Genomic DNA, 18,753 nt, shown 5'->3' with positions numbered 1-18,753 from the left:
GTGAAGAAAATATGAAGATGAATATGAACAAATCTCATACCAATAAAGGAGCAGGTTACTTTATGATATTTTTCCTCCTGCTCTTTTTGGTGTTGTTAGCCCGATTCTTTTATATTCAAGCGACAGGAACAGTACATGGTCAAGATTTAAAGAAACTTGCGCAAGACAAGCATAATAAAAATGGTGTACTTGAAGCGAATCGCGGGACAATTTATGATCAAAATGGACACGTGTTAGCGCAAGATGCGAACTCATACAAGATTGTTGCAGAGTTAAAAGGCGGGGATCCTGTAAAAGATAAAGAGGATACCGCAAAAAAAATCGCAGGTGTACTAGGAGAAGGCGAAGATGAAATTTTAAGTGCTTTAAACAAAGATAAGAGTCAAGTAGAGTTCGGAGCATTAGGAAAGAACTTGACGAAAGAAACGAAAGAACAAATAGAAGCTCTTAAGCTACCAGGTATTTCATTTGTTACAGAAAAGGCTAGAGTATATCCGAATGGTGATTTTGCCTCTTATGTATTAGGCTATGCGAAGCCTGACGACAAGACGGGAATTGCGGAGGGGAAATTTGGATTAGAAAAAAGTCTAGATAAGTACTTACGTGCTGAAAATGGAAGTGTAGCATATACAGGAGATCGTAGGGGAGTTTCTCTTGATGGTGGAAAGCAAAGCGTAAAGCCACCAAAAAATGGAGAAAATGTGTATTTAACAATTGATCAACGAATTCAAGGCTTTTTAGAAGAGGCGATGAAGGCAGCTGATCAACACTATGAACCTGAAATGCTAATTGGAGTAGTTGCAGATCCGAAAACAGGAAAAATATTAGGAATGTCTAGTCGACCTAGCTATAATCCAAATAAGCGTGATATTGAATACTTTTTAAATGATCCAATTGCAAATGCATATGAGCCAGGGTCTACAATGAAGATTTTCACACTAGCTGCAGCGATTAATGAAGGTGTGTATAACGGTCAAGAATACTACCAGTCAGGTACGTATCCAGTTGGAAATCGTAAAATAAAAGACCATAATGGTGGGGCAGGTTGGGGATCTATTACATTCGATGAAGGTGTTGAGCGTTCCTCTAACGTTGCATTTGCTATTTTAGCAGATCAAAAACTTGGCCCAGAGCGTTTCCGTCAATATATTCATAAATTCGGGTTGGATGAAAAGACTGGTATTGATTTACCTGGTGAGGGAAAAAATACAATTATATTTGACCAGCAAATTCAACAGGTAACAACAGCGTTTGGACAAGGATCTACTGTAACACCGATACAGCTTGTACAAGCTGCGACTGCAATCGCAAATGATGGGAAAATGATGAAACCTTATACCATTGATCGAATTGTAGATCCAATAACGAATAAAGCAGAATTACAAAACAAACCAGAAGAAGTAGGACAACCAGTTACAAAAGAAACAGCAGCACAAGTAAGACAACTATTAGAACAAGTGGTCACATCACCAAAAGGAACAGGGAATGCGTATAAAATCGATGGATACTCTGTCGGTGGTAAAACGGGAACAGCACAAATTCCGGATGGAAAAGGTGGATATATGACAGGGAAGGAAAATTATATTTTCTCATTCCTTGGTATGGCGCCAATGGAGGACCCACAGTTAATCGTTTACCTTGCAATTAAACAACCGAAATTAAAAGATAATGAATATGGTGCTCAACCTCTTGCAGAAATGTTTAAATCTGTAACAAAAAATAGCTTAGAGTATTTGAAGATTAAACCGAATGAAGTGAAAGATTCAAAGAAATATGTGAAAGAGCAACAGGCGGTTGTTCCAGATGTGACTGGAAAAACGATGGAAGAGGCAAAAGCAACATTAGAGAAAGCTAAATTCCGTCCAATTATACTAGGTGAAGGAACAGTAAAACAACAGGTACCGAAAGCGACTGAAAAAACATTGAAGGGCGATCGGGTCTTCTTAGTAGGAGATAAACCGTTGATGCCGAACATACAAGGATGGGCACTGCGTGATGTAATGAATTTAGCTAAAACGTTAAATCTGAATTTGAAGCCATCTGGCACAGGATATGTGACAGAACAAAGTGTGGCGGAAGGGACGCCGTTACAACCTGGTACAGAGTTGGCTGTAACACTTGTACCGCCACTCGAACCGCAGCAAGAGGCGGAAAATCCATAATATTAATATTGTAGGTGCATATTAAGTAAGCAGTTCTATCTGAATAGGTACAAGCATATATTGGAACAAGCTAGGCGTAAAGGGGGCTTGTTCCAATATGCGTGTATCGAATGTAACAGTTAGAAAACGGCTTATTTTTATACTGATATCAGGTATACTCATTTTTACAATCATTGATATTCGTCTTGGATATGTGCAGTTTTTTCTTGGAAATATGTTAACAGATCGTGCGAAAGATTCATGGAGTCGTAATATTACTTTTGAACCTGAGCGGGGAAAAATTTTAGATCGAAATGGTGTGGCGCTTGCAACCAATAAAAGTGCACCGACTGTCTTTGTTGTACCAAGGCAAATTGAAAAACCAGCAGAGACTGCAGAGAAGTTAGCTGCAGTTTTAGGTGTGCAAAAAGAGGAAATTTATAAACGGATTACAAAAAAAGAGTCTATTGTAAGATTGGATAAAGGTGGAAGGAAAATTTCTCATGATAAAGCAAAGGAAGTACGAGCTTTAAGTTTAAAAGGCATTTATATTGCTGAGGATTCTATTCGATATTATCCGTTTGGAAAATATTTATCGCACGTACTAGGCTTTGCAGGTATTGATAATCAAGGGCTTATGGGACTTGAGGCATATTATGATAAAGAATTAAATGGTGATAAAGGCCATGTGCGTTTTTTTGCGGATGCAAAAGGGCAAAGAATGCCGAATGTCGGAGATGATTTTAAAAAACCAGAATCTGGTTTAGATTTAAAATTAACAATTGATTCTCGAATCAATACGATTATCGAGCGAGAAATGAATATCGCAGATTCTACGTATAACCCAGATGGTATGATAGCAATTGCAATGAATCCAAAAAATGGTGAGATTTTAGGGATGTCGAGCCGACCAAGTTTTGACCCCGCAGATTTTCAGAGTGTTTCGCCAGAAGTGTTTAATCGAAACTTGCCTGTATGGAGTACATATGAGCCGGGATCGACTTTTAAAATCATTACACTTGCAGCCGCATTAAATGAAAAATTAGTAGACTTGGAGAAAGATACGTTTTATGATGATGGAGCAGCTGAAGTTGGAGGCGCTAGGCTACGGTGTTGGAAAGCTGGGGGGCATGGCAGCCAAACGTTTTTAGAAGTTGTTCAAAATTCTTGTAACCCAGGTTTTATTGAGCTTGGAGATAGACTTGGGAAAGAAAAGTTATTCGAATATATTCGTGATTTTGGATTTGGACAAAAAACAGGAATTGATTTACAGGGGGAAGGGAAAGGGATTTTATTTAACTTAGATAAGGTTGGTCCTGTTGAACAAGCAACTACTTCTTTCGGGCAAGGAGTTTCTGTGACACCTATTCAACAAGTTGCTGCAGTAGCAGCAGCTGTAAATGGTGGGACGTTGTACCAACCGTATATTGCGAAAGAGTTTGTTGATCCCTCGAATAATCAAGTTGTAAGGAAGAAAACACCAGTTGCGAAAAAGAAGGTTATTTCCAAGGAAACATCGGAAAAAGTTCGTTATGCATTAGAAAATGTAGTAGCGAAAGGTTCTGGTAAAGGCGCATATATTGACGGATATCGTGTGGGTGGAAAAACAGGAACTGCCCAAAAGGTAAAAGATGGAAAGTATTTAGATAACAATTATATTGTATCTTTTATTGGATTTGCTCCAGCAGATGACCCGCAAATTGTTGTGTATGTTGCGGTTGATAATCCAAAAGGAGTTACGCAATTTGGTGGTGTTGTTGCTGCGCCAATTGTCGGGAATATTCTTCGAGATGTGCTTCCTGTTATGGGAGTAGAACCACGTAAGGAACAAGTTGAGAAGGAATATAAATGGGGCGATACACCTACAATAGAAGTTCCAGATTTAATTGGGATGAAGAAGAAAGATTTACAAACGCAACTTGTAGACCTGCAGCTTGATGTAAGCGGTGAGGGTGAGAAAGTAATTAAACAATCGCCAGAAGCTGGTGCCAAAGTAAAGGAAGGTTCGAAAGTTAGAATTTACTTCGGTAATTAAAGGTCAGAGATTGCGTTTTATGATACAATTGGTGAAAGTTGAGCTAATATAAATATCTGTTTTCATAGAAAATTATTTTCTATGAAAACAGAGTATATTACTCTTGAATATAAGAAATAAAATGGAATTATATCAGTGAAGCTTATTATACGTCACACTGATACACGAGTCTGATTTCTTTGGCTCTTAAGAAAGGCTTCCTTTCTTCATTTTTAACAAATGAAGGACAGGGAGAACTATGTATTAAGTAAGAGATAAATAAACAATGTAGAGAGGGTTTAGTGAAATGAAGTTGCACACACTTGTATCATGTTTGCATGATTTTCCAGTTGTTCCAAAAGAAAATCCAGAAATTACATCTATTGAAGCGGATTCACGCAAAGTGACAAATGGAAGCTTATTTGTATGTATGAAGGGATATACGGTTGATAGCCATGATTTTGCTAAGCAAGCAGCCGCGCAAGGAGCGGCTGCTATTGTTGCGGAAAGACCGATTGATGTTGACGTTCCAGTTGTACTTGTGAAAAATACCTATCGTTCTTTAGCGGTTTTAGCTGATTACTTTTACGGGCAGCCGACGCATAAGTTACATTTGATTGGGATTACAGGTACAAATGGAAAGACAACAACATCGCACATTATGGATGAAGTTATGCGAGCACACGGTCATAAAACAGGGCTAATTGGAACAATTAATATGAAAATCGGTGATGAAACATTCGAGGTGAAAAATACAACGCCAGATGCACTGACACTTCAGCAAACGTTTCACCGTATGATTGAGGAAAACGTAAATAGCGCAGTAATGGAAGTTTCTTCACACGCATTAGATCTTGGCCGTGTACATGGTTGTGATTATGATGTGGCAGTATTTACAAATTTAACGCAAGATCATTTAGATTATCATAAAACGATGGAAGAGTATAAACATGCAAAAGGTTTGCTGTTTGCTCAGCTTGGCAACAGCTATCATCACGATCGTGAAAAGTATGCTGTGTTAAATAATGATGATCCAGTGGCAGAAGAGTATATGAGAAGTACGGCTGCTACAGTTATTACGTATGGAATTGATACACATAGTGATATTATGGCAAAAGATATTGTGATGACGAGTGGTGGAACAACATTTACTTTAGTTACACCAAATGAAAGTATAAATATTACAATGAAATTAATTGGGAAATTTAATGTATACAATGTGTTAGCTGCAGTAGCGGCAGGTCTTGTTTCAGGTGTACCTTTACAAACAATTGTTGATGTTGTGAAAAAATTAACTGGAGTTCCAGGACGTTTTGAAGTTGTAGATGGTGGTCAAGATTATACAGTTATTGTTGATTATGCACACACGCCAGATAGCTTAGAAAATGTATTAATAACAGCAAAACAATTTGCAAAAGGGAATGTATATTGTATCGTTGGTTGCGGTGGCGATCGCGATCGAACGAAAAGACCAATTATGGCAGCTGTTGCTACAAAATATGCAACGCATGCAATTTTGACTTCAGACAATCCAAGAAGTGAAGACCCAAAATTAATTTTAGATGATATGTTAACAGGTGCAAAAGGAAATAATTATGAAGTAATTATTGATCGAAAAGAAGCGATTTTCCATGCAATTTCAGAAGCGAAAGCAGAAGATATTATTATTATTGCTGGAAAAGGGCATGAAACGTATCAAATTATTGGTAAAGAAGTACATCATTTTGACGATCGTGAAATTGCAAAAGAGGCAATTTCGGAGCGTCTAACCAACAAAGAGTAACAACATGAGAGGGGGACTACATGTGCTAGAACAAGGTTTATTAGTAACGGCTGGGGTAGCTTTCTTAATTTCAGTTGCCCTATCGCCATTATTTATTCCATTTTTACGCAAGTTAAAGTTTGGCCAGAGTATTCGTGATGAAGGACCGAAATCACATCAAAAAAAATCAGGAACACCAACGATGGGTGGTATTGTCATTTATGTGTCTATGATGGTGACAACACTCATTATGGCAATTAAATTTAAACATTTAGGTGCAGAAGTATCGCTATTGTTATTAGTTACATTTGGTTATGGGCTAATTGGGTTTTTAGATGATTATATAAAAGTTGTTAAAAAAAGAAATCTTGGTTTAACATCAAAACAAAAATTAATCGGTCAGCTAGTTATTGCGATTGCATTCTTTGTAATCGCAAAAGGACAGGGATTTGATACAAATTTAATGATTCCAGGAACTGATATTAAATTTGATTTACACTGGGCATATTTTATTCTTGTATTATTTATGCTGATTGGTGGTTCAAATGCAGTCAATTTAACAGATGGTCTAGATGGATTATTATCAGGAACAGCAGCAATTGCATTTGGCGCATTTGGTATTATTGCAGTTGCTCAAGAGCAATATGCTGTAGCAATTTTCTGTATGGCAGTTGTCGGAGCAGTACTTGGATTTTTAGTGTTTAATGCAAATCCAGCTAAGGTATTCATGGGGGATACAGGTTCCCTTGCTTTAGGCGGTGCAATAGCTGCAGTAGCCATTTTATTAAAACAAGAATTATTGCTTGTTGTAATTGGCGGCGTATTTGTAATGGAAACATTATCTGTTATTATTCAAGTTATTTCATTTAAAACGACAGGGAAACGTGTGTTTAAAATGAGTCCATTGCATCATCATTACGAATTATGCGGTTGGTCAGAGTGGCGTGTTGTTGTAACATTCTGGTCTGTAGGATTTTTATTGGCAGTATTAGGAATTTATATCGGGGTGTGGATGTAATTGAAAACTGTAACTGACTATCAAAATAAAAATATTCTTGTATTAGGTATTGCGAAAAGCGGTTATGCAGCAGCAACTTTATTAAAAAGTTTAGGTGCAAATGTGATTGTAAATGATGGGAAGCCATTAGCTGATAATATATTAGCTGCAGAATTGCAAGCAAAAGGAATGGACGTTGTATGCGGCGGTCATCCACTAGAATTGTTAGAAAGAAATATTTCGCTTGTTGTAAAAAACCCAGGGATTCCATATTCTAACCCATTACTTGTTGCAGCAAAAGAAAAACAAATTCCAATTGTAACAGAAGTGGAACTCGCGTACCGTATTTCAAAGGCACCATTTGTTGGGATTACGGGATCTAATGGTAAAACAACAACGACAATGTTAACTTTTGAAATGTTAAAAGAAGGACAGAAACATCCTGTTATTGCTGGGAACATTGGTACTGTAGCGTGTGAGGTTGCACAGACAGCGAAAGAAAATGAAATAGTTGTTACAGAGCTTTCATCATTCCAATTAATGGGTGTAGAAACATTTCAACCTAAAATCGCAGCGTTTTTGAATTTATTCGAAGCGCACTTAGATTACCATGGTACAAAGGAAGAGTACGGTTTAGCAAAAGCGAATATTTTTAAGAACCAAACTAAAGCAGATTACAGTGTGATTAATGCCGATGATGCTGATGTGATGGCTTTATCAGAGAATAGTAAAGGGCAAAAGGTATTATTTTCAGCTACGAAAGTAATTGAAGATGGTGCATATATTAAAGAGGATGCTCTTTATTTCAAAGGTGAGAAAGTTGTTGACATTAAGGACATCGTTTTACCTGGTAAGCATAATTTAGAAAATATTTTAGCGGCCATGAGCATTGCGAAATTGTCAGGTGTAGCGAATGAAGCGATTATTGCTGTATTAAAACGTTTTACAGGAGTAAAACATCGTCTAGAGTATGTAACAACACTTAACAATCGTAAATTTTATAATGATTCTAAAGCAACGAACATGTTAGCGACAGAAAAAGCTTTATCTGCATTCACGCAGCCGACTATTCTGTTAGCTGGTGGTCTTGATCGTGGGAATGAATTTGATGATTTAATCCCATACTTTGAACATGTGAAAGCGATTGTGGCATATGGACAAACTGCACCAAAATTAGTAAAAGCAGCGCAAAAAGCAGGATTAGATATGATTGAAACTGTCGATAATTTAGAAGAGGCAGTAGAAAAGGCTTATGCTTTGTCTGCAGATGGAGATGTCATTCTTCTTTCACCAGCATGCGCAAGCTGGGATCAATTTAAAACATTTGAAGAAAGAGGAGACATTTTTATACAAGCTGTGCATAAACTTATATAAAGTAATCAAAACATCAGTAGGTTAACACCTACTGATGTTTTGTTACATAGAACAAAAAAGCTTCTTTAAAAGAGGTGGTGCTCATTGCAAATGAAGAAAACACCTGATTTTATTTTAATTATCGTTACGCTTTTGTTGTTAACAATTGGAATGATAATGGTCTACAGTGCGAGTGCTGTCTGGGCTTCCTATAAGATGGGTGATTCATTCTTTTTTGCAAAACGACAGTTGCTATTTGCGGGGATTGGAGTCGCTGCCATGTTTTTTATCATGAAAATTGACTACTGGACATGGCGAACTTATTCGAAGATGATTTTACTGGTTTGTTTTATTCTCCTTATTCTTGTCCTGATTCCTGGAGTTGGACTTGTTCGAGGGGGAGCGCGAAGCTGGATTGGGATTGGGGCATTTTCGATTCAACCGTCAGAATTTATGAAATTTGCGATGATTATTTTTTTGGCTAAATTTCTAGCAGAAAGGCAAAAGTTAATTACTTCGTTTAAACGAGGACTACTTCCCGCTCTTGGTTTTGTATTTGTTGCATTTGGTATGATTATGTTACAGCCAGACTTTGGAACAGGAACAGTAATGGTTGGGACATGTATCGTAATGATTTTTATTTCAGGAGCACGTGTTTTTCATTTTTTGATGTTAGGATTAATAGGAGCAGCAGGATTTGTTGGATTAATTGCATCAGCACCATATCGAATGAAGCGAATTACCTCTTACTTGGATCCATGGTCAGATCCACTAGGGAGTGGATTCCAAATTATTCAATCGCTACTTGCAATCGGTCCTGGTGGTTTATTTGGGCTTGGACTTGGACAAAGTAGACAAAAATTTCTTTATTTACCGGAGCCGCAAACTGACTTTATTTTTGCGATTTTATCCGAAGAATTAGGTTTTATTGGTGGTTCGTTTGTGTTATTATTATTTAGTCTGTTATTATGGCGTGGGATTCGTATAGCATTAGGAGCGCCTGATTTATATGGTACGTTTTTGGCAGTAGGTATTGTGGCGATGATTGCAATTCAAGTGATGATCAATGTTGGTGTTGTAACAGGATTAATGCCTGTTACAGGAATTACTTTGCCATTTTTAAGTTACGGTGGTTCAAGTTTGACCTTAATGCTAATGGCAGTTGGCGTATTATTGAATATAAGTCGTCATTCTCGCTACTAAACCCTGTTTATAAGACAGGGTTTTTCGTGTGTAGAAAACGGAAAATATATGAGTAAGTATATAGGATATCAAATTGAATTTAGAACAGAGAAGCGGAGGAATTTGTAGTGCGAGTATTAGTTAGTGGCGGTGGTACAGGGGGGCATATCTATCCAGCTCTTGCTTTAATTAGAGAAATAAAAAAACTACATCCTGAAGCAAGGTTTTTATACATTGGTACAGAAAATGGATTAGAAAGTACAATTGTTCCAAAAGCAGGAATACCATTTCAATCAATTGTCATTAGTGGATTTAAACGAAAAATATCTCTTGATAATGTAAAAACAGTGATGCGTTTTCTAAAAGGGGTACAAGATAGCAAACGATATATTCGTCGTTTTAATCCGGATGTTGTAATTGGTACAGGTGGCTATGTATGCGGTCCAGTTGTTTACGCAGCGGCAAAATTAGGAATTCCAACAATTGTACACGAACAAAATAGTGTTCCTGGTGTAACGAATAAATTTTTAAGCCGCTATGTGGATAAAGTAGCTGTTTGTTTTGAAGCGGCAACGGAACATTTTCCAAAGTCGAAAGTTGTTATGACAGGAAATCCACGTGCATCAGAAGTGATGAATCAGAATGGTATGAAAGGAAAACGTTCTGTTGGATTGTCTCTTTCTAAGAAATCTGTGCTTATTTTTGGCGGGAGTCGTGGAGCAAGACCAATTAATGATGCGTTTGTAGCAGCAATTGAACAATTTGGTAACAAAGATTACGAGGTATTGTATATTACAGGTGAAGTACACTATGATAAAGTCATGGAAGCCGTAAAACAAAAAGGGAATCCAAGTAATGTAATTATTAAACCATTTATTCATAATATGCCAGAAGTACTTACTGGGGTGGATCTTGTTGTTTCACGTGCTGGTGCGACAACGTTAGCGGAGTTAACGGCGTTAGGAAAACCGAGTATTTTAATCCCAAGTCCCTATGTGACGAATAACCACCAGGAGAAAAACGCGAGATCAGTTGTTGATAAAGGGGCAGCAAAAATGCTTCTTGAAAAAGATTTAACTGCTGAGACGCTTATTCATGATATTGATGACATTATATTAAATGTAAAAACATTACAAAATATGAAACTAGCTGCTACGCAGTTAGGTATTCCGGATGCAGCGAATAAATTATTTGAAGTAATGAAAAAGCTTGTACAGAAATAACGTTAGGTGAATGCCCTGCATACTACTGTAATACGGAGATTTCATATGGGGGAGATCATCATGAAACAATTAGCAAAGGAACTTATCGAAGCGGAAGTTGGTACAGTGTTAGAAAATGAAGCGCTGGCTCGCTATACAACTATGAAAATAGGTGGGCCAGCCGATATTCTAGTCATGCCGAGTAGTGTGGTTGGTGTGGAAAAAACTTTATATTTAGTAAAGAAATATCACATAAAGTGGACAGCAATCGGACGTGGGTCTAATCTTCTTGTATCTGATAATGGTATTGAAGGTGTTGTAATTCGTTTAGGAGAAGGATTGGAGCATCTAGAAGTAGAAGGTACTACTGTACGAGTTGGGGGAGGATATCCTCTTATTAAGTTGTCAACACTACTTAGTCGTCAAGGTTTAGCTGGATTAGAATTTGCTAGTGGTATCCCAGGGAGTATGGGCGGGGCAGTATATATGAATGCTGGTGCGCATAAGTCAGATGTGTCAGAAGTTTTAACGAGAGCCCATATTATGTTTGATGATGGTACAATGAAGTGGCTAACAAAAGAAGAGATGGAATTTTCTTATCGAACTTCTGTACTACAAACCAAGCGCTCTGGCATTGTAGTAGAAGCGGAATTGCAGTTGAAAGCAGGGAATCGTGAAGAAATAGTAAGTATTATGCAAAAAAATAAAGACTATCGCCGTGAAACACAACCGTGGAATCATCCTTGTGCTGGTAGTATATTTAGAAATCCACTCCCGCATTTTGCTGGGGATTTAGTGGAAAAGGCCGGGCTACGTGGATATCAAATTGGTGGTGCGAAAATTTCTGAAATGCATGGAAACTTTATTGTCAATGCAGGTTCTGCATCAGCACAAGATGTACTAGATTTAATTGCATTTGTCAAAAAAACAATTAAAGAAAAATTTGGTGTCGATATGCATACGGAAGTGGAAATCATTGGAAGATAGCTATTGTTTGTTCCGCTCATTATCATTTATGGTATAATTAAGAAGATAAGAACGGCATGCATAACATGCCGTTTTTTATGTTACATAGGGGGATCCGTACATGAAAAATAGTAAAGTGATTAAACTACAAGATCGTGTACCAAAATTAAAGAATCAAAAGAAAAAGAATAAAAAACCTGTCAACCAGAGGTTAATTTTATATGTATCAGTTTTGTTTTTACTAGTACTTTTTTTAATTTATTTTCGATCTCCACTTAGTAATATAAAAAAGATAAGTGTTCTAGGGAATCATTATATGACAGATGAACAAGTCATGAAGGAATCTGGGATTACATATGAAACGAGCTATTTCCGAGCGACAGCACATAAGGCGGAAAAAAACTTAACAAAACGAAATGAAATTAAAAAAGTGAATGTCAAAAAGCGTTTTCCAAATAAAATTGACATTCATATTGAAGAGTACGTAACGATAGGATACATAAATAAAGGTGGGAAATTACAACCGCTTTTAGAAAATGGTAAAACGCTTGATGTACTACCGAATGGGAAGTTACCTGTTGCAGCCCCAATTTTCGAGCCGTTTAAAGAAGCGAAAATGAAAGAGTTGATTGATGAGTTAGAAAAGTTGACTCCGACTATTCTTAGATCTATTTCTGAAATCCATTATGCTCCAAAGAATTCAAATGAAGATCACCTTACTTTATATATGAATGAAGGCTATGAAGTGAGTACAACAATACAAGATTTTGCAAAGCGTATGGAAGCATATCCACTGATTATAAAAAATATAGAGCCTGGTAGAAAAGTTTTAATTGATTTAGAAGTGGGCGCGTATTTTAAATATTTAGACGGGGAAGAAAAAAAGGAGTAGAGTAGTAGTTTTATTTCTTTTTAAATACAATAATGACAATTATGTTTTTCTATATGTAAATTTCCTTACAATTAAAATCAATTTGGTGAAAATAGTTAGATTTTCTTGGATTCATATTAGGATTGGTATAAGTTTAGCTTTTCTACAAGTACATCTTAGTGTAGACTTATATTTGGCGGTAATCTTTGTATTTGAAATAGAGTTATTTCAAAATAAAGCAATCATTCACAGATTACTAAATTATCGATAAGTGAATGGTAAATAAAAATAAGAAAAATATAGGGTTAAAAAAGGGAAACGCATAAAGACGTTGAATATTTTTCTTATAAATAGTAAAGCTGCGATTGTTGTTCCATATATTTACTTGTATGGTATAAATAAAGAAGGAGGTGCCAAAGAATGAACAGCAATGAAATATATGTTAGTCTTGACATCGGTACATCCAATGTTAAGGTCATCATTGGTGAAATGGTTAATGACGGCTTAAACATTATTGGTGTTGGAAACGTAAAATCAAATGGTTTGAAAAAGGGCTCCATAGTTGACATAGACGAAACTGTTCGATCAATTAAAAAAGCAATTGAACAAGCTGAGCGTATGGTAGGAATTCACATTGAACAAGTTGTTGTAGGTGTGAATGCAAATCAGGTGCAGCTTCTTCCTTGTCATGGAGTTGTCGCTGTTTCAAATGAAGATCGTGAAATTGGAAATGAAGATGTCTTACGCGTTCTGGACGCAGCACAAGTTGTATCAATTGCTCCTGAACGTGAATTTATTGATGTGGTGCCTCGACAGTTCATTGTAGACGGTCTTGATGAGATTAACGATCCACGCGGGATGATCGGTGTAAGATTAGAAATGGAAGGCACATTAATTACAGGCTCAAGAACGTTACTACATAATTTACTACGTTGTGTAGAAAAAGCGGGCCTTGAAATTGTTGATATTTGTCTGCAACCTTTAGCAGCTGCAACGGTTGCTTTATCTTCTGATGAGAAAAATAGAGGTGTGGCTCTTGTTGATATTGGCGGGGGATCTACAACGTTATCGATTTTTCAAGATGGAGAGTTACAAGCAACAAGTGTATTGCCTTTAGGTGGAGATCATATAACGAAGGATATTGCTATAGGTCTTAAAACATCAACTGAGAATGCAGATCAGATTAAGTTGAAATATGGACATGCTTTTTATGATACAGCATCTGAAGAAGAGGTGTTTACGGTTCCTATTATGGGAAGCGATCAAACAGAGCAATATTCACAACTAGAGTTATCTGATATTATTGAGGCACGCGTAGAAGAAATTTTGATGTTTGTTCAAGAAGAGGTCCGCAAATTAGGCGTGAAACAAGTTGCATCTGGTTATATATTAACTGGTGGAATCGCTTCTATGCCGGGTGTTCTTGATCTTGCATATGATATTTTACATGAAAATGTTCGTATAGCAACTCCAGATTATATTGGTGTTCGTGAACCACAGTATACAATCGGAGTGGGATTAATTAAACATTCTTATCAAAAAGCAAAATTGCGCGGGAAAAATGTTCAAGAGAAAGACGAACATTTTGAACCAGTTGTCCCAGCACCGATGCCAGTACAACAGCAACCTGCAAAACAACCAACTCGTAAACAAAACAAAAACAATGAAGACAATGAGCGTATGATGTCAAAAGTAAAACGTGTATTCCGTTATTTATGGGATTAAAATTGCACACGAAAAATGAGGTTCTAGGGGGATTTCGACATGTTAGAGTTTGATACTACTCAAGATCAATTAGCGAGCATAAAAGTTATCGGTGTCGGCGGTGGCGGAAATAACGCTGTAAACCGTATGATTGAGCATGGTGTACAAGGTGTAGATTTCATCGCCGTGAATACTGATGCACAAGCATTAAATTTATCAAAAGCTGAAACAAAAATGCAAATTGGTGGAAAATTAACGCGCGGACTTGGTGCCGGTGCGAACCCTGAAGTAGGGAAAAAAGCCGCTGAAGAAAGTAAAGAACAAATCCAAGAAGCACTTCGCGGTGCAGATATGGTCTTTGTAACAGCTGGTATGGGCGGCGGAACTGGTACAGGTGCAGCTCCAGTTATTGCGCAAATCGCAAAAGAACTAGGTGCATTAACAGTAGGTGTTGTAACACGTCCATTTACATTTGAAGGTCGTAAACGCGCAACGCAAGCTATATCTGGGATTACAGCATTTAAAGATAATGTAGATACAATCATCGTGATACCGAATGATCGTATTTTAGAAATTGTTGATAAAAATACACCAATGCTTGAAGCGTTCCGTGAAGCGGATAACGTATTACGCCAAGGTGTACAAGGTATTTCAGATTTAATTGCTACTCCTGGTCTAATTAACCTAGACTTTGCAGATGTAAAAACAATTATGTCTAACAAAGGTTCTGCGTTAATGGGGATTGGTGTTGGAACTGGTGAAAACCGTGCAGCAGAAGCAGCGAAACGCGCGATTTCTAGTCCATTATTAGAAACATCTATTGATGGTGCACAAGGTGTTCTTATGAATATTACTGGGGGCACAAACTTAAGTTTATATGAAGTGCAAGAAGCGGCAGATATCGTTGCTTCAGCTTCAGACCCAGAAGTAAATATGATCTTCGGTTCTGTAATCAATGAGAGTTTAAAAGATGAAATTGTTGTTACTGTAATTGCAACTGGTTTTGATGATAGTGTTGCAGTTCAGCCACCAAAACCATTTGTACGTTCTACAGCAACTACAAATCACGCGCAGCAACAACCAACAGCTCAACCACCAAAACAACGTGAAGTAAAGCGTGAAGTGAAACGTGAAGAGCCTGTTGTGCATGAACGTCATACAGATTCAGATGATATCGATATTCCAGCATTTTTACGTAATCGTCGTAGACGATAAAAAGAAAGGAGCTTATGGCTCCTTTCTTTTTTTATTACATAACCTTAAATGTTTTTATATGAAATAACTTATTGACCTATTTATAAATATGTATATTCATTTTGGTTTTTCCAACACATGAATCGCGTCTATGGAAACAAAAGGAGATCTCTACTCATATTCTCCTTCTGTTTTTGCATGATATGGGGCTAAAAAGGTCCTGACCGCTTCAATGCATGGGCAAATGCTTAAAAGAAAGATTATAAATTACGGCTATGAAAAATAAAAAGAGGCTTCCTCTGATTGCCTTTTTCTGTTTTTACATGGCATGGGGCTAGAAAAGGCCTTGACCGCTTCTATCCACCGGCGGATCCTCTCTACCATATAAAGAGAATGGTTTTATGCCGTTTTTTCAATCCTTATTTATATAGTAAAATCATTATCTAAATGCTAGAAAATAAGAAAGATAGATGAAGATTACAGAAGAATGAAGCGTTATAAGAATTAACATATACCTCACGACAGATTATGTCTAGAAACCACAAAATAACAAAAAAACCCCTCCGTAAATTGACACACTTTCCTATCGGATATGCTTTATACTAGTCTCAACTTAAAAAAAGAGGTGAATGGTTTGGTTGTTTACGCCGACGTTGTTTGGTTGTTAAACGCCTGCATTGATTTTCTTTTACTTTTATTAACGGCAACTGTGTTGAAAAAGAAGATCAAAAGATGGAGGCTTGTGTTAGGGGCATTAATCGGTTCTACAATTGTTATTTTTGCCTTTACTCCTTTTGCTTCTATGATGACACATCCAATTATGAAACTAGTGTACTCTTTGCTCATTGTGTATACAACATTTGGATTTACAACTTTTAGAGATTATACACAGACCGTTCTTACTTTTTATTTTGTAACATTTATGGTAGGAGGAGGATTAATTGGGACTCATTTTTTCCTACAAACGAATGAAATGGTAGGTGGATTAGTTCAGACAAAAACAGTTTCTTACGGTGATCCAGTAAGCTGGATGTTTGTCATTTTGGGATTTCCAATTATTTATTACTTTTCAAAAAAACGTATTGAAAATGTGGAAGTGACTAAAATTCATTATGACCAAATTGTACAAGTGAGCATTAGACTTGCTGAAAATGAAATTAAGCTAGATGGATTAATTGATAGTGGAAATCAACTTTATGATCCTTTAACGAAAACACCGGTTATGATTATGCATATTTCATCATTAGAGCATTGTTTACCAACATGGTTAGCGCAACAGATCTATTCAAAAACAGAGATTCCACAAATACCAGAAAATGACTCAGGGTGGGCGACGAGACTACGTTTAATTCCTTTTAGAGCAGTAGGAGTTGATCATCAATTTTTATGGGCAATTAAGCCTGATGTTGTTCAAATTCATCATGAAGGAAGCGATACAGTTGTCAGCAAAGTATTAATTGGTTTAAATACACAGCAATTGTCTACAAATGGAGAATATCAATGTATCGTACATCCAAAAATGTTGATATCACAAAAAGTAACAATTGCTTAATTAGGAGAGGCGGGAGAAAATGGCGAAAATAAAATTTTATTTTATATATCTTTGGTATAAAGTATTGTTGAAACTTGGAATTAAGACCGATGAAATTTACTATATTGGCGGAAGTGAGGCGTTACCTCCACCTTTAACAAAAGAGGAGGAAGAAGTACTACTCAATAAATTACCAAAAGGTGATCAAGCGGCAAGATCATTACTCATTGAACGCAACTTACGGCTTGTTGTGTATATAGCCCGTAAATTTGAAAATACAGGAATTAATATTGAAGATTTAATTAGTATTGGAACAATTGGTCTTATTAAAGCTGTGAATACATTTAATCCTGAAAAGAAAATAAAACTTGCAACTTATGCATCACGTTGTATAGAAAATGAAATTTTAATGCATTTGCGTAGAAATAATAAAAATCGTTCAGAAGTGTCATTTGATGAACCATTAAACATTGATTGGGATGGGAATGAATTGTTACTATCAGACGTCCTTGGTACGGATGAGGATATTATTACAAAAGATTTAGAAGCTACTGTAGATAGACACCTTCTTATGAAAGCATTACATCAATTAAATGATCGTGAAAAGCAAATTATGGAGCTCCGTTTTGGACTTGCGGGAGAGGAAGAAAAAACACAAAAAGATGTAGCGGATATGTTAGGAATTTCACAGTCTTATATTTCTCGACTAGAAAAGAGAATTATAAAAAGGCTTCGAAAAGAATTTAATAAAATGGTATAAAGAGTGCTTATAAAGTTTTTGTGATCAAGGAAAGTAAATAAAACCAATCGGTATTCCGATTGGTTTTATTGCATTTTTTATTTGGAAGTGCGAAAAAAACGGTATGCATAAAATTCCCTCCAAAGGAGATACTTTACACTGTACAGCAACTCCCGATAGGAGGGAACACTTTGACGAGAAACAAAGTAGAAATTTGCGGTGTTGATACAGCTAAACTTCCAGTACTAAAAAATGAAGAGATGCGTAAATTATTCCGAGAAATGCAAAGTGGAGAGATAAGCGCAAGAGAGAAATTAGTAAATGGAAACTTACGTCTTGTACTGAGCGTCATTCAGCGATTTAACAACAGAGGAGAATTTGTTGATGATTTATTTCAAGTCGGCTGCATTGGACTTATGAAATCCATTGATAACTTTGACTTAGGCCAAAATGTTAAATTTTCAACATATGCTGTGCCGATGATTATTGGGGAAATACGTAGATATTTGCGTGATAATAATCCGATTCGTGTCTCTCGTTCATTGCGAGATATCGCGTATAAAGCATTACAAGTAAGAGAAAAGTTAATTGCTGAAAATTCCAAAGAGCCAACAGCGATGGATATTGCAAAAGTGCTTGAAGTGACGCATGAAGAAATCGTTTTTGCACTCGATGCTATTCAAGACCCAGTATCGCTATTTGAACCGATTTATAATGATGGGGGCGATCCTATTTTTGTAATGGATCAATTAAGTGATGATAAACAAAGGGACGAGCAATGGGTAGAAGAATTGGCGTTGAAAGAAGGAATGAAACGATTAAATGATCGCGAAAAAATGATTATTCGAAAACGTTTTTTTCAAGGGAAAACACAAATGGAAGTTGCCGAAGAAATTGGGATTTCTCAAGCGCAAGTATCACGTCTTGAAAAATCAGCAATTAAACAAATGAATAAGACAATTCAAGGATAAAGTCTCATCTTAAATGATGAGACTTTTTTATGTTGCTCGCTTTGAGATTCTGTTCATAGGAAAGTTTGCGTGTTCATATAATGACAATAAAGTAAGAACGAAGGGGAAAACTTAGTAAACACATAT

15 protein-coding genes are annotated in these 18,753 nt (G+C 36.6%); all 15 read left to right on the top strand.

Annotated features, from left to right (window positions below):
- Nucleotides 1-11: 11 nt before the first annotated feature.
- Nucleotides 12-2,162, top strand: coding sequence for a PASTA domain-containing penicillin-binding protein (locus CN373_RS04360; RefSeq protein WP_000783463.1), 2,151 nt, complete (start codon nt 12-14; stop codon nt 2,160-2,162).
- 97 nt (nt 2,163-2,259) lie between these two features.
- Nucleotides 2,260-4,176 carry a stage V sporulation protein D gene (locus tag CN373_RS04355; protein ID WP_001266220.1) on the top strand — a complete coding sequence of 639 codons (1,917 nt, stop codon included), beginning with the start codon at nt 2,260-2,262 and terminating at the stop codon, nt 4,174-4,176.
- A 286-nt stretch (nt 4,177-4,462) separates the two neighbouring features.
- A complete protein-coding gene (locus tag CN373_RS04350) occupies nt 4,463-5,938 on the top strand; it encodes a UDP-N-acetylmuramoyl-L-alanyl-D-glutamate--2,6-diaminopimelate ligase (protein ID WP_000766326.1) in 1,476 nt (491 codons plus the stop codon).
- Between the two features lie 22 nt (nt 5,939-5,960).
- Complete coding sequence (mraY, locus tag CN373_RS04345; RefSeq protein WP_000893062.1) at nt 5,961-6,935, top strand: phospho-N-acetylmuramoyl-pentapeptide-transferase; 975 nt, start codon at nt 5,961-5,963, stop codon at nt 6,933-6,935.
- Complete coding sequence (gene murD, locus CN373_RS04340) at nt 6,936-8,288, top strand: UDP-N-acetylmuramoyl-L-alanine--D-glutamate ligase (protein WP_000860094.1); 1,353 nt, start codon at nt 6,936-6,938, stop codon at nt 8,286-8,288.
- Between the two features lie 90 nt (nt 8,289-8,378).
- Entirely contained in the window at nt 8,379-9,470 is a 1,092-nt protein-coding gene (spoVE, locus tag CN373_RS04335; protein ID WP_098358958.1) for a stage V sporulation protein E, read from the top strand.
- Nucleotides 9,471-9,577: 107 nt separating this feature from the next.
- Nucleotides 9,578-10,672 carry an undecaprenyldiphospho-muramoylpentapeptide beta-N-acetylglucosaminyltransferase gene (gene murG, locus CN373_RS04330; RefSeq protein WP_098358881.1) on the top strand — a complete coding sequence of 365 codons (1,095 nt, stop codon included), beginning with the start codon at nt 9,578-9,580 and terminating at the stop codon, nt 10,670-10,672.
- Nucleotides 10,673-10,732: 60 nt separating this feature from the next.
- A complete protein-coding gene (murB, locus tag CN373_RS04325; RefSeq protein WP_098358880.1) occupies nt 10,733-11,638 on the top strand; it encodes a UDP-N-acetylmuramate dehydrogenase in 906 nt (301 codons plus the stop codon).
- A gap of 100 nt (nt 11,639-11,738) precedes the next feature.
- Entirely contained in the window at nt 11,739-12,509 is a 771-nt protein-coding gene (locus CN373_RS04320; RefSeq protein ID WP_000798219.1) for a cell division protein FtsQ/DivIB, read from the top strand.
- A gap of 85 nt (nt 12,510-12,594) precedes the next feature.
- Nucleotides 12,595-12,759 (top strand): DUF1290 domain-containing protein, encoded by a 165-nt coding sequence (locus CN373_RS25995; protein ID WP_232297257.1) that lies wholly within the window; start codon nt 12,595-12,597, stop codon nt 12,757-12,759.
- Between the two features lie 149 nt (nt 12,760-12,908).
- Nucleotides 12,909-14,213, top strand: a complete 1,305-nt coding sequence (gene ftsA / locus CN373_RS04315; RefSeq protein WP_098358879.1) for a cell division protein FtsA — start codon at nt 12,909-12,911, stop codon at nt 14,211-14,213.
- Between the two features lie 39 nt (nt 14,214-14,252).
- Nucleotides 14,253-15,407: a cell division protein FtsZ gene (gene ftsZ, locus CN373_RS04310; protein WP_000888992.1), complete on the top strand. Its 1,155-nt coding sequence runs from the start codon at nt 14,253-14,255 to the stop codon at nt 15,405-15,407.
- A 613-nt stretch (nt 15,408-16,020) separates the two neighbouring features.
- Nucleotides 16,021-16,938 (top strand): sigma-E processing peptidase SpoIIGA, encoded by a 918-nt coding sequence (spoIIGA, locus tag CN373_RS04305; RefSeq protein ID WP_000261995.1) that lies wholly within the window; start codon nt 16,021-16,023, stop codon nt 16,936-16,938.
- Between the two features lie 19 nt (nt 16,939-16,957).
- Nucleotides 16,958-17,677, top strand: coding sequence for an RNA polymerase sporulation sigma factor SigE (gene sigE / locus CN373_RS04300; RefSeq protein ID WP_001062677.1), 720 nt, complete (start codon nt 16,958-16,960; stop codon nt 17,675-17,677).
- Between the two features lie 170 nt (nt 17,678-17,847).
- Nucleotides 17,848-18,627: an RNA polymerase sporulation sigma factor SigG gene (gene sigG, locus CN373_RS04295; RefSeq protein WP_000197754.1), complete on the top strand. Its 780-nt coding sequence runs from the start codon at nt 17,848-17,850 to the stop codon at nt 18,625-18,627.
- Nucleotides 18,628-18,753 lie beyond the last annotated feature (126 nt).

It is taken from the genome of Bacillus cereus (assembly GCF_002561295.1).
In the GTDB taxonomy this organism is placed as follows: Bacteria; Bacillota; Bacilli; order Bacillales; family Bacillaceae_G; genus Bacillus_A; species Bacillus_A cereus_S.
Note: the sequence above shows the minus strand (reverse complement) of the source record. Positions and strands in the feature narration are given on the sequence as shown.

Excerpts from the sequence above, each read along its gene's own strand:
- sigE (WP_001062677.1), top strand. The coding sequence starts at position 16,958 with ATGGCGAAAATAAAATTTTATTTTATATATCTTTGGTATAAAGTATTG.
- ftsA (WP_098358879.1), top strand. The coding sequence starts at position 12,909 with ATGAACAGCAATGAAATATATGTTAGTCTTGACATCGGTACATCCAAT.
- CN373_RS04320 (WP_000798219.1), top strand. The coding sequence starts at position 11,739 with ATGAAAAATAGTAAAGTGATTAAACTACAAGATCGTGTACCAAAATTA.
- ftsZ (WP_000888992.1), top strand. The coding sequence starts at position 14,253 with ATGTTAGAGTTTGATACTACTCAAGATCAATTAGCGAGCATAAAAGTT.
- murB (WP_098358880.1), top strand. The coding sequence starts at position 10,733 with ATGAAACAATTAGCAAAGGAACTTATCGAAGCGGAAGTTGGTACAGTG.
- CN373_RS04360 (WP_000783463.1), top strand. The coding sequence starts at position 12 with ATGAAGATGAATATGAACAAATCTCATACCAATAAAGGAGCAGGTTAC.
- CN373_RS04355 (WP_001266220.1), top strand. The coding sequence starts at position 2,260 with ATGCGTGTATCGAATGTAACAGTTAGAAAACGGCTTATTTTTATACTG.
- spoVE (WP_098358958.1), top strand. The coding sequence starts at position 8,379 with ATGAAGAAAACACCTGATTTTATTTTAATTATCGTTACGCTTTTGTTG.
- CN373_RS04350 (WP_000766326.1), top strand. The coding sequence starts at position 4,463 with ATGAAGTTGCACACACTTGTATCATGTTTGCATGATTTTCCAGTTGTT.